Origin of the sequence: Streptomyces sp. NBC_00322, assembly GCF_036147535.1 — a bacterium.
Lineage (GTDB): Bacteria > Actinomycetota > Actinomycetes > Streptomycetales > Streptomycetaceae > Streptomyces.
The window spans coordinates 8259647-8278666 of record NZ_CP108019.1 but is presented as its reverse complement, the minus strand read 5'-3'; the positions used below and the strand labels follow the sequence as shown (position 1 = coordinate 8278666).

15 protein-coding genes and 1 pseudogene are annotated in these 19020 nt (G+C 69.9%); 6 read left to right on the top strand and 10 right to left on the bottom strand.

What is annotated here, in order from left to right; all coding sequences use genetic code 11:
- Positions 1-212: 212 nt before the first annotated feature.
- Both OG905_RS37665 and bla read right to left on the bottom strand, forming a co-directional pair.
- Positions 213-773: an HAD domain-containing protein gene (locus tag OG905_RS37665; protein WP_328681590.1), complete on the bottom strand. Its 561-nt coding sequence runs from the start codon at positions 771-773 to the stop codon at positions 213-215.
- A gap of 65 nt (positions 774-838) precedes the next feature.
- A pseudogene (gene bla, locus OG905_RS37660) lies at positions 839-1760 on the bottom strand (class A beta-lactamase).
- 214 nt (positions 1761-1974) lie between these two features.
- Between bla and OG905_RS37655 the strand changes: the two are divergent.
- Positions 1975-2490 carry an SAM-dependent methyltransferase gene (locus OG905_RS37655; RefSeq protein ID WP_328682815.1) on the top strand — a complete coding sequence of 172 codons (516 nt, stop codon included), beginning with the start codon at positions 1975-1977 and terminating at the stop codon, positions 2488-2490.
- A gap of 114 nt (positions 2491-2604) precedes the next feature.
- Here the strand turns inward: OG905_RS37655 and OG905_RS37650 are convergent, their stop codons facing one another.
- Positions 2605-3129: a GNAT family N-acetyltransferase gene (locus OG905_RS37650; protein WP_328681589.1), complete on the bottom strand. Its 525-nt coding sequence runs from the start codon at positions 3127-3129 to the stop codon at positions 2605-2607.
- Positions 3130-3269: 140 nt separating this feature from the next.
- On the opposite strand from OG905_RS37650, the gene OG905_RS37645 reads away from it, so the two are divergent.
- Positions 3270-3977: an NAD-dependent epimerase/dehydratase family protein gene (locus OG905_RS37645; protein WP_328681588.1), complete on the top strand. Its 708-nt coding sequence runs from the start codon at positions 3270-3272 to the stop codon at positions 3975-3977.
- Between the two features lie 124 nt (positions 3978-4101).
- Positions 4102-4722 carry an L-threonylcarbamoyladenylate synthase gene (locus OG905_RS37640; protein WP_328681586.1) on the top strand — a complete coding sequence of 207 codons (621 nt, stop codon included), beginning with the start codon at positions 4102-4104 and terminating at the stop codon, positions 4720-4722.
- 18 nt (positions 4723-4740) lie between these two features.
- On the opposite strand, the gene OG905_RS37635 is transcribed toward OG905_RS37640, so the two are convergent.
- From OG905_RS37635 to OG905_RS37610, 6 genes are all read right to left on the bottom strand, one after another.
- Positions 4741-6813 (bottom strand): SpoIIE family protein phosphatase, encoded by a 2073-nt coding sequence (locus tag OG905_RS37635; protein WP_328681584.1) that lies wholly within the window; start codon positions 6811-6813, stop codon positions 4741-4743.
- A gap of 215 nt (positions 6814-7028) precedes the next feature.
- Positions 7029-7421 carry a tetratricopeptide repeat protein gene (locus OG905_RS37630; protein WP_328681582.1) on the bottom strand — a complete coding sequence of 131 codons (393 nt, stop codon included), beginning with the start codon at positions 7419-7421 and terminating at the stop codon, positions 7029-7031.
- Positions 7422-7440: 19 nt separating this feature from the next.
- Complete coding sequence (locus OG905_RS37625; RefSeq protein ID WP_328681580.1) at positions 7441-8562, bottom strand: flavin-containing monooxygenase; 1122 nt, start codon at positions 8560-8562, stop codon at positions 7441-7443.
- Positions 8563-8688: 126 nt separating this feature from the next.
- Complete coding sequence (locus OG905_RS37620; RefSeq protein WP_328681578.1) at positions 8689-10335, bottom strand: helix-turn-helix transcriptional regulator; 1647 nt, start codon at positions 10333-10335, stop codon at positions 8689-8691.
- A gap of 106 nt (positions 10336-10441) precedes the next feature.
- A complete protein-coding gene (locus tag OG905_RS37615; protein WP_328682813.1) occupies positions 10442-12373 on the bottom strand; it encodes an NAD-binding protein in 1932 nt (643 codons plus the stop codon).
- Between the two features lie 116 nt (positions 12374-12489).
- A complete protein-coding gene (locus OG905_RS37610) occupies positions 12490-13347 on the bottom strand; it encodes a type 1 glutamine amidotransferase domain-containing protein (protein WP_328681576.1) in 858 nt (285 codons plus the stop codon).
- Positions 13348-13449: 102 nt separating this feature from the next.
- Between OG905_RS37610 and OG905_RS37605 the strand changes: the two genes are divergently transcribed.
- Positions 13450-14982 (top strand): HD domain-containing phosphohydrolase, encoded by a 1533-nt coding sequence (locus tag OG905_RS37605; RefSeq protein WP_328681575.1) that lies wholly within the window; start codon positions 13450-13452, stop codon positions 14980-14982.
- A gap of 237 nt (positions 14983-15219) precedes the next feature.
- On the top strand, positions 15220-15654 hold the full coding sequence (locus OG905_RS37600; RefSeq protein ID WP_328681574.1) for a nuclear transport factor 2 family protein: 435 nt from the start codon (positions 15220-15222) through the stop codon (positions 15652-15654).
- A gap of 99 nt (positions 15655-15753) precedes the next feature.
- On the opposite strand, the gene fusA is transcribed toward OG905_RS37600, so the two are convergent.
- The gene (gene fusA / locus OG905_RS37595; protein WP_328681572.1) at positions 15754-17856 is read right to left on the bottom strand and encodes an elongation factor G; all 2103 of its coding nucleotides are present in this window, start codon (positions 17854-17856) and stop codon (positions 15754-15756) included.
- A gap of 671 nt (positions 17857-18527) precedes the next feature.
- On the opposite strand from fusA, the gene OG905_RS37590 reads away from it, so the two are divergent.
- The gene (locus tag OG905_RS37590) at positions 18528-18803 is read left to right on the top strand and encodes an isoamylase early set domain-containing protein (protein WP_328681570.1); all 276 of its coding nucleotides are present in this window, start codon (positions 18528-18530) and stop codon (positions 18801-18803) included.
- The last annotated feature ends 217 nt before the right edge of the window (positions 18804-19020 follow it).

The following is a 19020-nucleotide window of genomic DNA, read 5'->3' as shown; positions in this document are numbered from 1 at the left end:
CTCTCTCCATGCGCTGAGGTGCGGGGCGGGCTGCGTGACGGTGCAACTCGTCGCGTATGGAGGATGGCCGGCGGGCCGCAGAGGTTGCCTCCCGCACCCACCGTGGGCGCCGATGCCACCACGGCTGTCGTCGGACTGGCCCTCGCCCCGCTGGCCCGGGCCGAGGGAACTATTGCCGACCCGCCGGCGGACAGCCTGCCTCTCGGGCGGCCTTACGTCGCGCCACGCGACGTCGGCGTCCCGTGAGTTCCTCGCAGCCACTCGTCGAGGGCGACGAAGTCCGCGTCGGTGAGGCCTCGGCGCGGGTCGACAAAATGAAGCAGGGCTCGTCCTCGATGGTGTGCGGACACCCAGACGCGATCGGTGTCAGTGATCTCGTCGTCGACCCAGACGAATGAGCGCCCTGCTGCCCAGTCGACAAGGGCGCGGGTCTTCCAGTGCAGCCCTTCCCTCTCGTCCTGCTCATCGGCCTCGGACGGCTCCGGCCAGATCACCACCGGCAACTGCGGCAGGCCGATCCGCGGGGCGATGCACTCGTTCGCGTCGCGCATCCATGTCGTGGCCCAGACCAGTTCGCACGGCAGCGCCGTCAATCGGGGCCCGTGCTCGGGATTGATCCTGGCCACAAGTGGATTGGAGTCGGCGCCCAGTGGGTCGGAACCCGAGCGATAGGTCGGATACCCGTCCGGATACCGCTCCGGTGCCGCGCCGAATGGAATAAGTGGTCCGTCCACATCGAGGAAGAGCAATGGGCTCTGGGCAGAACCGGTCACGACCGCACGATATCTCGGGCGCGGTGTCTCCGATGTGAGGCGCAGGGTGGCCGCCGCGCCGCCCGTCACGCGAGTGCTGCCGCCAGCAATTCCGCGGTCTTGGCGACGAGCGGCTCGTCCGCCCGGGAGCGGGCGTCGTGTTTGGTGGAGAGGACAGCCAACACGATGGGTGCCCCGTCCGGCGTCCAGGCGACGCCGACGTCGTTGGTCGTCCCGTAGTCGCCGGTGCCCGTCTTGTCCGCGAGGGTCCAGTCCTTGGGGAGGCCTGCGCGGAAGCGAGACCCGCTGGTGGTGTTGGCGAGCAGCCATGCGGTCAGCTGCTGCCGGTCCCGGGGTGCAAGTGCGTTGCCGAGTACGAGCTTGGCATAGGTCCGCCCGATGGCGCCCGGACTCGTGGTGTCTGTCACGCGCCATGGTTCGGCCGAGTTCAGCCTGGGCTCCCACCGGTCGAGCCGGGTCGTCCGGTCCCCGATCGAGCGGCAGAAGCACGTGACGGCCGTCGGGCCACCGAGCTCGTGGAGAAGGAGGTTCCCCGCGGTGTTGTCGCTGTATTCGACGGCGGCCGCGCACAGCTCGCCGACGGTCATGCCGTTTGCCAGGTGCTCGGGCGTGCCCGTGATGGGGGCATAGCCGGACTCGGCGACATCCTTCTCCGTGTACCGGATGCGCTTGGCGAGGAATTCGCCGTGCCGGTCGAGGTCTCTGAGGACAGTCAGCGGCGGCGATCGTCTTGAACACCGAGCAAATCGGGAAGAGTTCGTCCGCGCGGTGCAGCACGCTCCTGCCTGTGACCGTGTTGCGCGCGAAGACACCGAGCCGAGCGGAATGCTCCCGTTCAAGCTTGCCCAGGGCCCGGGAAATGTCGTCCTCCGCGCCGGGCGGCACCGCCGAGGCCTGAGCGTCCGTGGACACAGCAACAGCCAGTGCCGTCGCGGCACCCAGGGTCAGAATCGCGCGGCGGCTCGGGCGCGTTGTGAAGCTCTCCAAGATCGCTCTCTCCTCTGACGACGACCAGCGTTCGTAGATCCATACAGTTCGTAGAGCCAGACTGCTCGACAGCTCCTTCGGTTCCGCCACAGGTGCCATGTGACGTCATTGCGCCCCCGCTGGCCGAGACCCATCACCTCACACCGATCCTCCTTGCTGAAACGGCAAGGAACATTGCCGCGTCCACCGCGTCGGACGCAGGGTGTCGGCATGACTGAGCAAGGCGCTCGACCTGGGCTGCGGAGAAGGCGGAGACGCCGTCTGGCTCGCCCGCCAGGGCTGGCGGGTCACCGCGGTCGACGTCTCCTCAACTGCCCTGCAGCGCACCGCCGATCACGGCAGCGCGGCCGGAGTCGGCGACCTCGTCACGACCGAACGGCACGACCTGGCCCACACGTTCCCCACCGGCAGCTTCGACCTCATCTCCGCCCAGTACCTGCACACACCCCTGGAATTCCCCCGGGCACGCATCCTGCGCACGTCAGCCCAGGCGCTGACCGCCGCCGGCCTCCTGCTCATCGTCGACCACGGCTCGGTCCGCCCCTGGGCACGGAACCCCGACCCGCGCACCCACTTCCCCACCCCCGAAGACGTCTACAACAGCCTCGAACTCAACCCCGCCCACTGGCACGCCGAACGCCTCGACCGCCCGCAACGCCTCGCCACCGGCCCGGACGGGCAGACCGCTACCGTGACTGACAATCTCATCGCCATCCGCCGAACCACCTGACGGACGGCGGTGCTTGCGTTCGCCTGGACACTCCGCACCCGGCGGCGGCCGCCACGTTCGGCGTCGTCGTCGCCTTCGCGTTGGGCGTTGCGTTGCTCGCGCTTGGCGCGCTCGTCATCTGATCACGCCCGGCGCCGGGTTGGCGCCGAGGCAAGCGTCCTGCAGGTTCCGTACAAAGCGGAGGCCTGGGCGACCGTCCAGCTCGATCTCGCCGGTAGGCGCGAATCCCGTACGGGCCAGCACGGCTCGCGAACCGGGGTTGTCGAGTGTCGTGACGGCCCGCAGCGCGGTCAGTCCGTACTCTGCGGCAGCCAGGGCGCAGACCTCATCAACGGCGGCAGTAGCCAGTCCCCGCCCAGCGGCCTGCTCCGCGATCCGGTATCCAAGCTCGGCCGAACCGTCCTCCACATCAACCAGGTTGACCCGCCCCAGGACCTCACCGCTGCTGCCCACCAGTAGATGGAAGAAGTGCAGCCCGGCGGCCTGCTCGGCCATCAGCTCACGGTGCCGCACATCGAAGTGGGCGAAGTAGTGGTCGCCACGGTCGGGAACCGACGCGGCGAAGTAGGCCCGATTTTCCTGCTCGAACTGGAGCAGCGCCGGGGCATGGTCGAAGCGGAGGCGTTGGAGTTGAGCCATGCCGTGATGTTACGCACGCTCGTGCAGCGTCGCTTCGGTGAGGGCTTGCAGGATGCCCGCGACGGTGGGGACCAGGTCGGCCGGAATGTGGTCGAGGACGCGGCGCCGGGCGCTACACCTGGCGCGGCCACCTGGACGGCGTGGACGCCGTCGTGCACCTGCTCATGGACATGAGCGACCCCTTCGGCGCCGACCAGCGCCTGTTCGCCGAACTCCGGGCCGCGCAGGAGCGCGACGGGCGCCGTCGCCATCTGGTGTTCACGACCGGCATCTCCTCCTACGGCCGTACCGGCGTGCCCCTGATGGACGAGAACACCCCCGGCAACCCCGACAGCCCCATCGCCTTCCGCTTCCAGCTGGAGAAGGAACTCGCCGCCACCGGCCTCGCCCACACCGTCGTCCGGCCCGGCTTCATGTACGGCGGGACCGCCACGACGTCGATGACCGGCCAGTGGTTCGCCGCCGCCCAGGCCGGCCACCCGGTCTTCTACGGAGACACCGAAAAGCGCTGGAGCTGGGTCCACGTCGACGACCTCGCCCAGGCGTACGTACGCATCCTCGACAACCCCGCCATAGTCGACGGCGAGACCTTCGTCGTCGCCGACGAACAGCGGCTGCGCGCCCTGGACGTCCAGTACGCCGCCGTCCGCGCTGCCGGCCACACCGGCGAGATCTCCCTGGAGAGCACCGAAGCCGGCGGCATGATGCAGATGGCCGCCGACCAGGACGAACTCGTCACCAGCGCCAAGGCGCGCCGCCTGCTGGGCTGGACGCCCCGCCACGCCTCCCCCACCGACGCGATCGACGTCCACTACCGCGCCTGGAAGGCCGCGCAGCCCACCAACTGACCGGTCCGTTGAACCCGGAGCGTGCCACCGGACTTGGCGCGGCCACCGTCCGGATCTGAGACCCCGGCCCGTACATGAAGTCCAGTCGGAGATCATTTACGGGACGGGCCTCTAGACTCGGCGAATGGCGAAGTATTTCGACGTGCACCCCGACAATCCTCAGCGGCGCACCATCAGCAGTGTGGCTGACAGCATCCGGTCCGGCGCGCTCGTCGCGTACCCGACGGACTCCTGCTACGCCCTGGGATGCCAACTGGGCAGTCGTGACGGCATCAGCCGGATCCGGTCGATCCGGAACCTCGACGATCGTCACCACTTCACCCTCGTGTGCCAGAACTTCGCGCAGCTGGGTCAGTTCGTGCACATCGACAACGACGTGTTCCGCGCGATCAAGGCGGCGACGCCTGGCAGTTACACCTTCATCCTGCCCGCGACCAAAGAGGTGCCGCGCCAGTTGCTGCACCCGAAGAAGAAGACGGTCGGAGTGCGGATTCCCGACCACGCCGTGGCCCAGGCTCTCCTCGCCGAGCTCGGAGAACCGCTGCTCTCCAGCACCCTGCTCCTGCCCGACGAGGACGAGCCGATGACACAGGGCTGGGAGATCAAGGAGCGACTCGACCACGTGGTGGACGCCGTGGTCGACTCGGGCGACTGCGGCACCGAGCCGACGACCGTCATCGACTTCTCCGGCGGCGAACTCGAGATCGTACGCCGAGGGGCGGGCGACACCGCGCGCTTCGAGTAGCCGCGTCGATAGTAAGCCTCACTGGTTACGTGAAGTGCGGCGGACGCGGGCGAGGACGAGCACCGTGTCGTCGTCCGGCGGGTCGGGCAGCAGGCTCGCGAGCATGCGGTCCGCCGTCTCTTCCAACTGGCCCGATGCCCCTCGCAGTTCGGCCCGTACCGCCGCCAGGCCCACTTCGATGTCCTTGCCGCGTGTTTCGATGAGGCCGTCGGTGTACAGGGCGAGAACGGCGCCCTCGGGCAGAGTGATCTCGATCGTTCTGTAGCGGTGACCGCCCACCCCGAGGGGAATTCCCAGGACCTCTCTGATGGTCTCGACCGTGCCGTCCGGATGGCGCACGAGAGGCGGGGGGTGCCCGGCGCTGGCGATGCGGGCGCGGCCGGTCGTGGGGTCGTACACGATGTAGAGGCAGGTCGCCAGCTCGATCCCTGCCTCCTGGGCACAGGCGTCCAGTTCGGCGAGTAGGTCGTCCGGTTCCTGGTTGTGCCTGGCCAGCGCCTTGGCGGTGAGACGCAGCCTGCCCATGGCCGCGGCTGCCGGTACTCCGTGTCCCATCACGTCACCGACGACGAGGGCGACCCGGTCGCCCGACAGGTTGATCACGTCGTACCAGTCGCCGCCGACCTCGGTGATGTGGCTGCCGGGCAGATAGCGGTGGGCGACCTCCACGTAAGGGCTGGTCGCCAGCGCACTCGGAAGCAGCGCGCGCTGGAGGGTGAGGGCGATGTCCTGTACTCGGCTGTAGAGGCGCGCGTTGTCGAGGCAGAGTGCGGCGCGGGAGGCGAGCTCACCGGCGAGGCTGAGGTCCTCGTCGGTGAAGGCGGGCCGGGCGGCGGAGCGTCCGAAGATGGTGATGCCCTGGACCGTGCCCCGGGCGATGAGCGGGGCGATGATCATGCCGACCAGACCGCTGTCTCTCAGCAGCTGGGCGCGCGCCTGGTGAATGACGGTCCGGGTCATGAACTCGTCGTTCACCAGGACGGAGACGGGACGGCCCGTCTGCAGCATCCGGTGGATGGCCGAGCCGGGCGGGTAGGTGACGGTCTCCAGCCCGCTCACGAGTTCGGTGGCGGGCGGGGGCAGGACGGTGCCGGAGGCGATCCGGCGGGTGACCAGCGGAAGTTGCGGGTTGAACACCTCGGGTTCGTCCATCCACTCCACGACTTCGACGACGGAGGCATCCGAGAAGTCGGGCACGGCGGCCGCGACCAGTTCCCGGGCGGTGACATCCACGTCCAGGGTGGTTCCGATGGAGGCCGTGGCACGGTCCAGCAGAGCCAGCCGCTGACGGCCGGCGGTTGCCTCCATGATGGCCTGCTCCCGGTCGGTCACGTCCACCAGCAGTCCGCCCACTCCCGAGCGGGAGCCGACCGCGCCGCTGAGCGGGAAGAAGCTCACCGACCGCACCTGGTCGCGATCCGGGTGCCCTGGTGTGCGTACACCCACCAGCGCGCCTACGACGGGCCGTCCCTGAGCGGCGACGGCACGCAGCATCCGCTGGTACTCACCGCCGTCGGACGTGATCATGATCTCTTCCATCCGCCGTCCGAGGTGCTCCTCGATGGGGAGGCCGTCCATGTCGGCGAGCGCCTGGTTGAGGTGGACGTAGCGCAACTCCTCGTCGAGCATGACCAGGCCGATGGGGCACGTCACGAAGAGGGCATCGAGGAAGGCCAGGTTGGTCTTGACCCGATCGAGCTCGTCACTGCGGCTCGCCAAGGCCATGACCACCGAACGGCCCCCGGCGCCGGTCACGGGAAACACTCTGAATCCGCAGTCGAAATCTGCGCCGTCCCGGTGCCGTGCCGTCAGCCGGCCGCGCCAGTACCCCAGCCTGCGGCCCCGCTCCGCCAGCCGGACCGACGCGTCGGGGGCGCCTCGCGGCGGGTCGGCGAAGAGAACGCCGGCAGGCTGGGACAGCACAGCCGCGGCGTCGTGCCCGAAGAGGTCCTGCGCGCCGGGCCCCCAGTAACAGACCCGGTCGTCCTCGTCGATGGCGAAGACGGCGATGGACACGTGCTCCAGCAGTGTCCCGGGCTCGGACCAGAGCGGACCAGGAGCCTTCTCGCCCTCCGACCGAACGGACGCCACCGACCATCGCCTTCCACCCGCGGCACGCACCCCCTCGACCGCGCAGGGAAGCCGGACGAGGATCAGGCGCCTTTGTCCTACATTGTGCAGCCATGAGGGCGACTGTGTACGGGTGGCGCCTTCCCGCCCGGGCCGGTCACGACGCTCCTGGTTCGACCTCGGCTGAGCGGACGTGGGCCGCATCGGCCTTCAGAGCGCTGAGCCGGGGGCGCAGGTCAGGTCGCCGTGCTGGTCATGATGGCGATGACCCGCAGGTAGAGCCGTTCTGCCTCGGTCAGGTCGCCGCGTCGTTGGCGGACGGCGCCCAGAGCGTTCAGCGGCCGGGTGAGGCGAGGGTCGTCGGGGCCGTAGATCCGCTCGTAGATGTCCACCGCGAGGCGCAGGGTTCCTTCGGCGTCGGCCGGTCTGCCCACTGATTCGAGCAGGATTCCGAGGGCCGACGCCGCGTCGGCCACCTCGGCCGAGGCCGGGCCGGCCGCGCTTCGGGCGACCCGGAGCGCCGCGCGCAGTTCGCGCTCCGCCTCGTCGTACCGTCCGCCTGCCCGGTGCAGCTGTGCGCGGGCCAGGTGGTCCTGCACACGGCGCCGCCCGGCTGTCGTCGCGTCCACGACGTCCGCCCGCGGGACGCTAGGCGAGGGCTTTCGCCCTGGGCCAGCCGCGTACGGCACTTTCCGTGAGGTGCTTCACGACATGCTCCGAGTCCCTGCCCGCACCTCCGATGAGCATCGATGCGAAGGCGTACTGGAAGGCCAGGCCGACGAAGTACAGCCCCGGCGAGGAGGGCACCACACCACGCTCCTCGACCGGCCAGCCGTCGTCACCCGTGACCGGGAGGTCGATCCACGAGAAGTCCTGCCGGAAGCCGGTGCACCACACGACGTTCGCGACGTCCAGCACACGCCCGCCGTCGAGGACCGGAAGACCGTCGCTCACACCGACCGTGCGGGCCGGAACCATCTCGACACCGACACGGGCGAGGTCGGCCCGCTTGATCCGGATCAGCGGCCCGCCGTGGGCTCTGACCTCGGGACGCATCTTGCGGCCGATGGGGGTACGGAGAGTCAGCAGGTGCTGGGCCAGGAACCACAGGACAGGGAAGACCACGTGCGCCGCCCGGCCCTCGATGTCGACGGGCACCTCGCCGTGGATGGGGCCACTGAGCACGGTCCCGTGTCCGGCCGAGCCCGCCTCGAAGGCGATGTCCCCGCCGGAGTGTGACGCTCCCACCACCAGCACGCCGCCGGGGCGGAGCTGATCCGGGTTCTTGTAGGCACTCGAGTGCAGCTGCACGATGCCGGGGCCGAGCTTGTCGGCGAAGTCGGGGACGTAGGGGGTGCGGCCGAACGTACCGGAGGCGACCACGACGTTGTCGCACACGAAGGAGGACCGGTCCGTCGTCACGACGTACTTCCCGTCGTCGCGGCACAGCCGGGTGACCCGGTGGCCGCCTCGGACAGGCAGCGCGAAGGCCGCCGCGTACGTCTCCAGGAAGTCGGCCATGGCGTCCTTGGTGGGAAACGACATCGGCGGCGCCGGGAAGCGCATCCCCGGCAGCGAGGCGACACGCGCCGGGCTGAACAGGCGCAGCGAGTCCCAGTGGCAGCGCCAGTTGTCACCGACCCGGGCATTGGCATCCAGGATGACGAACGGCCGGCCGCGCCTGGCGAGGTGGAAGCCGGCCGCAAGACCTGCCTGACCAGCACCGATGATGACCGTCTCGATGTGGTCGGCTTTGTGTGTGTCGTTCATCGTCGTCACCTTCTCGCGTTCTTTGAGATCGACATTAGGAACGCGAGGGGCGGGCCCGCATCGGGAGAACGATCCAAACGCGGAGCCCGAGGACGATGGGTATTTCTGTGCAGCCGGGCGCCGCCGTCAGACCAGGCCGTGCTCGTACGCGTACGCCGTGGCCGCGGACCTGGAGGAGAGCCCGAGCTTGACGAAGATGTTGCTCACATGCCTGGCCACCGTCTTGTCGCTGAGAACCAGTTCGACGGCTATCGCGTGGTTGGTCTTGCCGGCGGCGACGAGCCGCAGGACCTCGACCTCACGAGGACTGAGCCCGGTGTCAGTGTCGCGGCGGCCGCTGGTCAGCGCGTCGAGCCGGGCCAGGTCGGGGGCCGCGCCCAGCTCACGGAACACGTGGCGGGCCGCGTCCAGATCCAGCTGAGCGGTATCGGCGTCGCCGAGCTGTTGCCGCGCCAGTCCCACCAGGGCGCGGGAGCGTGCCCGGTCGTACGGCGCTTCCAGGTCCCCCCATGCCCGGCACGCCTCGCGCAGCACATCGAGCGCCACCGCGGTCTCGCGCTCGGCGAGGAGCACGGCTCCGCGCGTGTGGGCGGCGATCGCACGCAGCAGCGGGGCCCCGATGTCGGCGGCGATCTGCGACAGCTCGTCCGCCGCGGCCCGGGAGGCGACCACGTCACCGGCGGACAGCATGATCTCCACATACGCGGCCAGCACCTTCGCCCTGCCCAGCCGGTCCGGCATCTCGTCCGCAGCGCCGCGGATCGCTGCGACGGCCGCGTCGACCCGGCCCTGGGCCAGCCGCAGCTGTGCCAGTCCGGGCTGCGCCGGGTGACCGCACAGGCTGGCCCGGCGGTAGGAGTCCTCCGCCTTCGAGAACGCACCGCGCACCCGGTGCAGCTCCGCCTGCTGGTACAGGGCCATGCCGAGCGCGGGCTGGCCCGGTGGGTCGGAGAGCCGCTCGCACGCCCTCTGTGCCTCGTTCATCGCATCCGGCCATGACCCTCGTACCTGCAGGACCTGGGAACGATGGACCAGGCACTGACCGCGGTAGGGCACGAGATCCGGCTGGGAGGCACACCAGTCGGACAGCGCCGCCGTCCACTCCTGCGCGCGGCGCAGGTCGAAGATCTCCTGACAGGCCTCTATGACGCTGCAGTAGATCAGCCCGGTCATGATCGGCGACAACTCGCCGCCCGTGACCGCGACCATCGTCTCGTCGAGCAGCGCCAGCCCCGCGACGGTCTTTCCCATGCTGATGAGCGCCCGGCCCTGGCCGTGCCGCGCGATGGCCACGAGGTCCGGGTCCCCGAAGCGATCACCGATCTCGACGGCCTCGGTGAATGTGGCGTACGCCGCCGCGAAATCGCCCTCGCCGACAAGGCGAAGCCCAGAGGGAAACCGCAGGTAGCCCTGCTCCACGCAGTCCAGCTGCCGGTCGTCGATCAGCCGCTGCCCTCTGGCGAGCCAGCCTCCGCCACGGGCCGCCTCGCCCTTCAGGAGAAGCGGAACAGCCAGCCAGAACGCGCACCGCACAGCTTGGGCCGCCTCGCCCAGACGCAGGTACTCGTGATGTGCCCGCTCCAGAGCCGCAGCGCTCTCGGCGTCGTATCCGACCAGATAGGCGGCGACAGTGAGCCGTACAAGGTCGTCGGGCCCGAGCGGCTCTTCATGATCGGTGTGCGAGAACCGCGTGTAGGCGTCCCGCCAGGCCTGGCGACCGTAGGAGTCCCGAGCCTGTTCGAGTTCCGCGACCACATTCATGGCGCCTCCCACGCCTATTGCACCTCGCAACGACGGGCTTGTCAGGCCCGCGCGCCCTGGCTGCGGCGGCTCGGCCGTCGGCGCCCGCCGATCGAGCCCGCCAAGGATCTCCGAGCGCTCAGGCCGAAGGCGGGCCGGGGCGGGATCCGGTGCGCCGTCCCAGGAGTTCCGCCAGCCCGCGGCGGGTGGCGGCGAGAACGACACGGTCCTGGGGCCGCAGGACGTAACCGGGGTGGAGGTCCCACAACAGCCCCGCGCCAGTCCGGTCGGCCCCGTACGGACGGGATGCGCCGAGGTCGGGCCGGCGCTCCGCGGGCTCCGCCGTGTCCAGAGCGATCACCCGCCACGCGCCGGGCCGAAACGCCTCGGCGACGGTGCGGCCCTCGAACTGCGGATGCCCGGCGACATCGAGCACGGCAAACAGCAGAACCTTGCGCTCCACCGGGATGGCGCCGAGGATCTGACGGCCCATCATCGCCCCGGCGAACGCGGGGGCCGCGAGCGTGGAAACACTGCGGCTGCGGGTGAGCGCGTCGGGGTGCGCGGCCCGCAGGGTGCGGTAGACGGCGGTGGCGAAGTCGTCCTCGTACAGCCGCAGCCCGACCCGCAGATCCGGCTTGACGGTACGGGCGTACAGCGCCGCTTCGAGGTTCGTGGTGTCGGCACTGGTCAGCGCCAGCAGGGCATGCGCCCGATGGATCTTGGCAGCTTCCAGCACGCCCTCGTGGGTGACATCCCCCAGCACCACGGGCACGCGCAGCCGGCGCGCGAGCGGGATGCCCCGCGCCTCCGGATCCTCCTCCACGCACACCACGGGGATGCCGAGTTCACGCAGCCGGGCCAGCACCCGCGTGCCGACCTTGCCCAGGCCGAGCAGCACGACATGCCCGGACAGTCCCCGCGGCGGGCGCAGCAGTCCCGCCGCTCCGCGGAACGCGCCGAGGGCCTCCAGTGATCCGGCGACCAGGACCGGCAGCAGCGCAAGACCCACCAGTCCGGACAGGAGCTGGAGCACCTGGCGGGCGGTGGGTTCGCCGACGGCCGGGTCCCCGATCGCGAACAGGTCGAGCAGCGTGAGGTACGCGGCGTGCAACGGATGGTCGCCGGTCGTGAGCCAGGACGCGACGGCGAGGGCGACCACGGCCGCGGCGGCACCGGCGAGCGCCCGGCGCAGCCGACGCGAGAAGATTTCCCTGAGTGGGGCGCCCCGGCCGGCCAGACGACGGGACGGCACCGGCAGCCCGGCGTACGAGATCGTCTCCAGCACAACAGTCCCCCGTCCGGTGGCCGCCGCGACCGTGGCGTCGTCGGGCAGCAGACTCGGACCGTGAGGGCCGCTGCTGTCCGAACCCTCGGCGCCCGCAGGGTCGTTGGTGGTGGACGACAGCAGGGCGAGCGTGCACAAGCCGGGATCGGGTATCTCGCCGCGCCCCGGCGGGGTGCGCTCAACGGCACGCAGCAGCAGCCCGTCCGCCTGCACGACCTTGCTCGTACCGGCCACCGCTGTGGCTGCCAGGGCGGGCGCTGCCGTGTCCGCGTCGGACAGCACGGTGGTGGAGGCGTCCAGCGCGGTGACGTCCAGACCCGGCATGGCGACGACGGCAGCCTGGTCGAGCAGACCCTCCAGGTGCTGGCCCAGCTTGCGGTTGTAGAGCCGGATCACCAGCCGCAGCCGGGGGTTGAGCCGCCGGGCGGCCAGCGCGGCCCGGATGTTCGTCTCGTCGTCGTCATACACGAGGGCCAGGGCTGCGGCCCGCTCCACACCGGCCTGACGCAGTGCCTCCTCCGAGGGCTCGGCAGCCTCCACCTCCCGTACCGGAAGAAGGAATTCGCCACTGGAGCCGACCTCGTCGGCACCACCCGGCCGGTTCATCGCAGCGGACACCCGCCCGAAGAGCGCAGAAGTCCGGATACGGTTCGGCGCCACGGCAGGCTGCCCACCTGTCGAGGAGCGGGCGGGCGGGACGACCAGCGTCACCCGCTCCCCGTAGACGTCGTGCAGTTCGGAGGCGAGACGGGCAGCCAACGCGTCGTCACCGCAGACAATCATCTGCCCTGCGGGGAGCCCGTGTTGAGCCTGCTGAGGAAGAAGTGAGGACACAGCCCCAAGACTCCCTTGCCGGGCCGGCGAAGTGGTACCCGGGGTATGGGGGTCGGCGACGCGTCTCAGCGAGGGAGCGTGGCGGCGAATCGTCGGGCGAGGGTGTGGACGTCGCCCGGCCACCGGGCGGACAGGTAGTTCCCGTCCTCGACGACGAAAGCGGGTCGCTCGTCGCTCAGAGTGTCGCGGCTGCTGCCGCCGGCCTTGCGCCGGTAGTCCGCGGTGCCGGGCACGACATCGAGGAAGTCGTCCGGATGCGCCAGATTCCGTGTCACCTCTTGCTGTACGGACATGTAGCCCTCAGGCCGGCCCGGCTCCTCCCGGTAGGTGCGGTAGTAATCGGGGTCCCAGTAGCGGGTGCGCCGGGCGATCCGCCACGCCGTCCTCTCCAGGCGCCATGTCAGCGCCGTGGTGCGGCGGCCGTACAGAACCGAGCGGCCGCTGTCGGGGTCAGTACTGCGCGCGGCGAGCAGAACGCCGTGGCAGATCGCGGCAACCGGCAGGTCGCGCCGGAATGCCTCCACGACCAGGGCCTGCAGAGTCCTGCTCTCCAGATACGGGCGCATGCCCCGTGCCCGGTGGCCGCCCGCCAGATACAGGCCGTCCGCGCCCTCGACAGTCACCGCATCCCACGGCTCCGGGGCATGGAACTCCTCGGACTGGACCATCTCCGTGTAGGCGGACCGGGCATCGGCGTTGGCCCGCAGGGCCCACCCGATGCCGAGGAACCGCTTCAGTCCCGGAACGCGTCCCCACGGATCGAGCCCCTGCCCCGTGAGCATGACCTCGTCCCCCCTCGCGGTCCTGCCGCCGGGCGTCGCAAACACCACGCTGTGTCCGGCTCGGGTAAGGACCTGCCACCCCACCGCGACCTCGCTGGGGTCGAAGTCCTGCGCGGGAATGGGCATCAATACAGTTGCCATGGTTACCTCCCTCGATGCTGGCATCATCTTGCTCCTGGGCGGCTTTCGCCTCCCGGCCGGGCTCTTCTTCGCTGCCGGTCAGCCCGTCGTTACGATGCGCTGATGCAGAAGATCCGTGTGGCCGAGGTGCTCGCAGCCCTGTCGCTTACCACCGATGTCGCCGCGGGAATGTCCTTCGAGAAGGGGCTGCGCGTGTGCGCGGTTGCCACGGCGTTCGCGGATTCTGTGCTCGGTGTCGACTCCATGACCCGCCGGGTGGTCTTCGAGGTGGCATTGCTGCGTTCGGTCGGCTGCACGTCGTTCGCGCCGGAACTCGCGGACGTCTTCGGTGACGATGTCGCGTTCCAGGCTGCTCTGAAGCGGCTGGACCACGGCGACGAAGCAGTGTTCGCATCGCAGTTGCGCACCTTCGGCGACTGGGCGGGCGCCGAAGGGCCACGTCTGGCACGGACTTTCGTCGACGTTTTCCCCACAATGGGGGTCGAGGCCATGCGCAGCGGTTGCGAGACCAGCCGCGCCCTCGGCACCGGGCTGGGCCTGCTACCGGACTCAGTGGCGGCACTGGACGACGTGTACGAGCGATGGGACGGACGCGGCATCCCCGAAGGCCGCCGCGGGACGCAGCTGTCGCAGGCCGCGCGGATCGTGCACGTTGCGGAACAGGCAGTCCTCGCACATGACCTGGGCGGTGAACCGGCCGCGGTCTTCGAGATCCGTCGGCGCAGCGGGGGCCATCTCGACCCGGACCTGGCTCGGGCGTTCGTCGCCGATACCTCGCTCGCACTCAAGCCGCTGGAACAACCGAACGCGCTCGCCGCGGTTCTCGACATCGAGCCGATGCCGCATGTCACCGTTCCGTTCGGTTCGCTTCCGCAGTTGTGCGCGGTGCTTGCCCAAGTGGTGGATCTCAAGAGCCGATGGCTGCTCGGGCACAGTGAGCACGTCGCAACGCTGGCCGCGGACGCCGGCGCCATCGCGGACCTGGACCGGGCCGCGGTAAGCGAGTTGCGTTGTGCGGCTCTGGTGCACGACCTCGGGCGGGTCGGGATTGCGACCAATATCTGGGACCGGCCCGGTCCACTGGGAATAGCCGAGGTCGAGAAGGTTCGCATGCATACCTACTGGACCCATCGGATCCTGGAGCGGGTGCCCGCCCTTGCGGGGCTGGCGCCGACCGCCTCCGCTCATCACGAGCGGGTGGAGGGCGGTGGTTACCACCGCGGAGATCCCTCCCGACACCTTCCCTTCGCCGCCCGCATCCTTGCTGCGGCAGACGTTTTCGCCGCACTCACCGAACCGCGCGCACACCGGGAGGCGCACACCGTGCCTGCCGCGGCCGATCTGCTGGTGCAGCAGGCCGAGACCGGAGGACTCGACCGGGAGGCGTGCGCGGCCGTCATCGAGGCGGCGGGTCTCCCGAAGCCTCGCCGAGTGCTGCCATCCGGCTTGACGGAGCGAGAGGTAGAGGTGCTCTGCCTGGCGGCCCGGGGCCTGAGCAACCGGCAGATCGGCGAACGGCTGTCGATCTCGAACCGGACCGTGGGGCACCACCTGGCCCACATCTACGACAAGACCGGACGGCGCAGCAGAGCCGGCGTCGCGGTGTTCGCCATGGAGCATCGGCTGCTGCCCTGATCCGCGCGTTGTTGATCGCTTCCGCACATCCCCGTCGCCGGATAGGTCAGTTGACCGATGCCGCCCTTGCCCGGCCCTGGTGACCATGGGTGCCGCAGCTCCTCCCGGCTGACCATCAGCCAGGAAGGTCACGAGGAGTGTCGGGCCGGGGCACCACGTCTCGGGCTGCGATCGGACCTGTCGACGCCCACGCTTGCGACGCCAGGCCGCGCAAAGGAATGAGGAACGGGAGCACCAATGACTGCCATTGTGAACTTGCAGGACGCCCGAGCGTCGAAGGACAGGGACGTCGTGGCGCAGATGTACACAGATCTGAGCCGCGGGAACGGTGAGGCGGTCCTCAACACCCTGAGTGACGGGATCGAGTGGGTGGTCACCGCCGGGCTGCCGTACGGGGGAACCTATCGCGGCCGTGACGAGGTGCTGGCCAACGTCTTCGCCCGGTTCGACACCGAGTGGGAGGACTTCGCGGTCGCCCCGACAGAGCTCATTGCCGTTCCGGACCTGGTGGTCGCCCTCGGCCACTATCAGGGGCGAGGCCGTGCGACGGGTAAGGCGATGAAGGCACGCTTCGCGCATGTGTGGCGTTTGGAGAACGGTGTGCCGGTCGCCTTCGAGACCATCGCGGACACCGGAGTCATGGTCGACGCCATGGTCGGCGCCATGTCGTAACCGGCCCGCCGCGGCGCGCGGCGTTGCCGCCTCGGCGGCTCAGCAGCCGGCGCTCCGGTGGTGGCCCCGCCCGTACAAGGGCGGGGCCACCAGTGCGTTCTACCGTGACGGCATCGCGCTCAACACGCCGCTCGGTACCGGGGCGTAGCCGGTGGCCCGGCTGGTGAAGGTGCCCCGGCCCTGGGTCCGGCTGCGCAACCGGGATGCATAGCCGAACAGTTCGGCCAGCGGCACGGTCGCGGTGATCACTGCCGTGCCTGCCCGGGCGGTCGAGCCCGTGATCCGGCCGCGTCGTGCCGCCAGGTCGCCGAGGACTCCGCCGACGGCGTCTTCGGGCACCGTGGCCGTGACCTCGGCCACCGGTTCCAGCAGCACCATCGCGCAGGCGCGCAGTGCTTCCCGCAGAGCGAGCCGACCGGCCGTACGGAACGCCATCTCCGAGGAATCCTTGGGATGGGTGGCCCCGTCCGTCAGGGTGACCCGCAGCCCGGTGACCGGGTTGCCGCCCAGGGGCCCTTCAGCCAGGGCGTCCCGGCATCCGGCCTCCACCGCCCGGACGTACTCCGCCGGCACGCGTCCGCCGGCAACGGTCGACTGGAACTCGAAGTCGACCTCCCTGCCGCTGCCGCCACCGTCGAGCTCCGCGGCGTCCAACGGCTGTGCGTCGAGGACGACATGGGCGAACTGCCCGGCGCCACCATCCTGCTTGACGTGGCGGTACACCATCCCGGACACCCCACGGGAGACCGTCTCCCGGTAGGACACCTGCGGCCGGCCGACGCTGACATCCAGTCCGTGGGCACGACGCATCTTCTCCGCCGCGACCTCCAGATGCAGCTCGCCCATGCCCGAAAGCACCGTCTGGCCGGTCTCACGGTCGGTGCGGACCCGCAGCGACGGATCTTCCTCGACCAGTCGTGCCAGCGCCGACACCAATCGGTCGGTGTCGATGCTCCTGCGAGCCTCCACCGCCACGGAGACCACCGGATCCGCCACCGTCGGCGGTTCGAGGATCAACGGCGCCCCGGGTGCGCACAGCGTGGCACCGGTGCGTGCCGCCTTCACTCCGACCACGGCGACGATGTCCCCGGCCACTGCCCGTTCCACCTCCGCGTGCCGGTCCGCCTGTACGCGCAGGATCCGGCCGACCCGCTCGGTGCGCCGCGCCTGCACGTCCAACACCGCCTCTCCTCTGCTGATCGTTCCCGAATACACCCGCAGGTAGGTCAGCCGTCCCGTGGCCGTCGCGTTCACCTTGAACACGAGCGCGGCGAACGGCGCGGCCGGGTCGGCGGCCCGCTCCTGCTCCGAGCCGTCGACGGTGCCGCGCACCGCCGGTACGTCCAGCGGCGAGGGCAAGTAGGCCACGGCAGCGTCCAGCAGCGGCTCGATCCCGCGGTTGCGGTAGGCCGATCCGCACAGCACGACCAGGGCGTCACCGGCGAGTGTCAGGTCCCGCAGCGCTGCCGTCAGTGTCTGCGCGGAGACCGTTGACTGTGCACAGAATTCCTCCAGTGCGATCGGGTGGAGTTCCGCCACCGCCTCCTCGAGCAGCCGACGGCGACGGCGTGCCTCGTCCTGCAAGTCCTCCGGTACGGGACGGTCCTCGAAGGTGTCGCACCCGTCGGACCAGACCAGCGACCGCATACGGAGCAGGTCCACCACGCCGGTGAACCCCTCCTCCTGACCGATCGGCAGCTGGACCACCAGCGGAACCGTATGCAGCCTTGCCCGGATCGACTCGACCGCCAGGTCCAGGTCGGCACCGGTACGGTCCAGCTTGTTGACGAATGCGATACGCGGCACCCCGTAGCGGTCGGCCTGTCGCCAGACCGACTCGCTCTGGGGCTCGACCCCGGCGACGGCGTCGAACACCGCGATGGCGCCGTCGAGCACGCGCAGCGAGCGCTCCACCTCGTCGGCGAAGTCGACGTGGCCGGGAGTGTCGATCACATTGATCCGGTGGCCGTCCCAGTCACAGCTCACCGCGGCAGCGAAGATCGTGATCCCGCGATCTCGCTCCTGCGAGTCGAAGTCGGTGACGGTCGTACCGTCATGGACCTCGCCACGCTTGTACGTTGCGCCGGTGACATACAGGATCCGTTCGGTGACGGTCGTTTTGCCGGCGTCGACGTGGGCGAGGATGCCCAAATTGCGGACGCCAGTGAGCGGATTGTCGAAGTGACGGATTTCGGTGCGCACAACTCTGGCCTTTCAGGAATGACCGACAACAAGTCAGCGCGATTTCCCGGACGGACCACGACCTGCACTCAGGCCAGGCACAAACCCTCAAGGCGGCGCAACGTCCCGTGATGTTTCCGAGGCGTTGGTTCAGGCCGAACAGACAGGGGGTCAGGTGTTCGTCGCGGAGATCCGGCGTGGGCCGCGCAGCCGACGCCGGACAGACGAAGACACCAGGATCACCTCGTACCGTGACGGGGGAACAACGACAGCGGTGCGGTCACGCACGGCCCGGCTCCCCTCACTCGTCAAGGCGCGCGCTGCGATGTCGTAGCGCGCGATTCCTGGTGAGTGTAGGGAACTTGGTATGGCGGGAGCACCGGGTTTTCCGCGATGCGGCCGCTGCCCCGCTCGCCTTGACAGGGACACGAGGCGGATACGACTCGCGGATCACGCTTCGTCGGCGAGAGAGCGGGGTCGCCGACCTCTGCGCCCGCAGCGACCGCCTCACGCGCCCGCCCACCCGGTCGAGAACACTGGCGCGAGCCCAAGGCACTCCACGGCGGGAAAGACACCGTGTCGCGGGGGCCATACGGGCGACCGGCGGCGCCGTTGGCGCAGCCGGGCGCGACGGAAGAGCACGAACAGGGCAATGCTGGCCCCCACTGCTCTCCGAAGAGGAAGGTTTCTCCATGCTGGAGCGTTCCCGCCGCAAGAACGACACAGAGATCACGTTCGTCATCCCCGCGGACCAGCCTTGCGGCCAGGTCAGTGTCGTCGGCGACTTCAACGACTGGCAGCCCGGCGCCCATCCTCTGGTGGCGAGAACGGACGGCACCCGCGCCGTCACCGTCAACCTGCCCCCTGAGCACAGCTACGGATTCCGCTACCTGGCAGCCGGCGACTACTGGTTCGACGACGAATTCGCCGACGCCCACGACGGCCACAACAGCATTCTGCACACCTGATCCCCGCCGCCCGCTGTCCCCGCCGTCGCGAAATCGCGGGTGCGGCGAAGTCCGGCCACCGTCGGTAGGTGGCCGGGAATCGCCCCACGGGCTCGGCCGAAGGTCAAGGCACTGGCGGCCCTGCTTCTGCTGCGCGAAGTGCGTGCACAGCCGGCCGAGTGGGAACCGGGACTGATCGAAGCGGCCCGCGAGGCGCTCAACGCCCGGCGCCTCGCCG

Coding starts and splice junctions, on each gene's coding strand:
- OG905_RS37650 (WP_328681589.1), bottom strand. CDS start 3,129: ATGGCTCAACTCCAACGCCTCCGCTTCGACCATGCCCCGGCGCTGCTC.
- OG905_RS37640 (WP_328681586.1), top strand. CDS start 4,102: ATGGCGAAGTATTTCGACGTGCACCCCGACAATCCTCAGCGGCGCACC.
- OG905_RS37625 (WP_328681580.1), bottom strand. CDS start 8,562: ATGAACGACACACACAAAGCCGACCACATCGAGACGGTCATCATCGGT.
- OG905_RS37615 (WP_328682813.1), bottom strand. CDS start 12,373: ATGATTGTCTGCGGTGACGACGCGTTGGCTGCCCGTCTCGCCTCCGAA.
- OG905_RS37610 (WP_328681576.1), bottom strand. CDS start 13,347: ATGGCAACTGTATTGATGCCCATTCCCGCGCAGGACTTCGACCCCAGC.
- OG905_RS37605 (WP_328681575.1), top strand. CDS start 13,450: ATGCAGAAGATCCGTGTGGCCGAGGTGCTCGCAGCCCTGTCGCTTACC.
- OG905_RS37600 (WP_328681574.1), top strand. CDS start 15,220: ATGACTGCCATTGTGAACTTGCAGGACGCCCGAGCGTCGAAGGACAGG.
- OG905_RS37590 (WP_328681570.1), top strand. CDS start 18,528: ATGCTGGAGCGTTCCCGCCGCAAGAACGACACAGAGATCACGTTCGTC.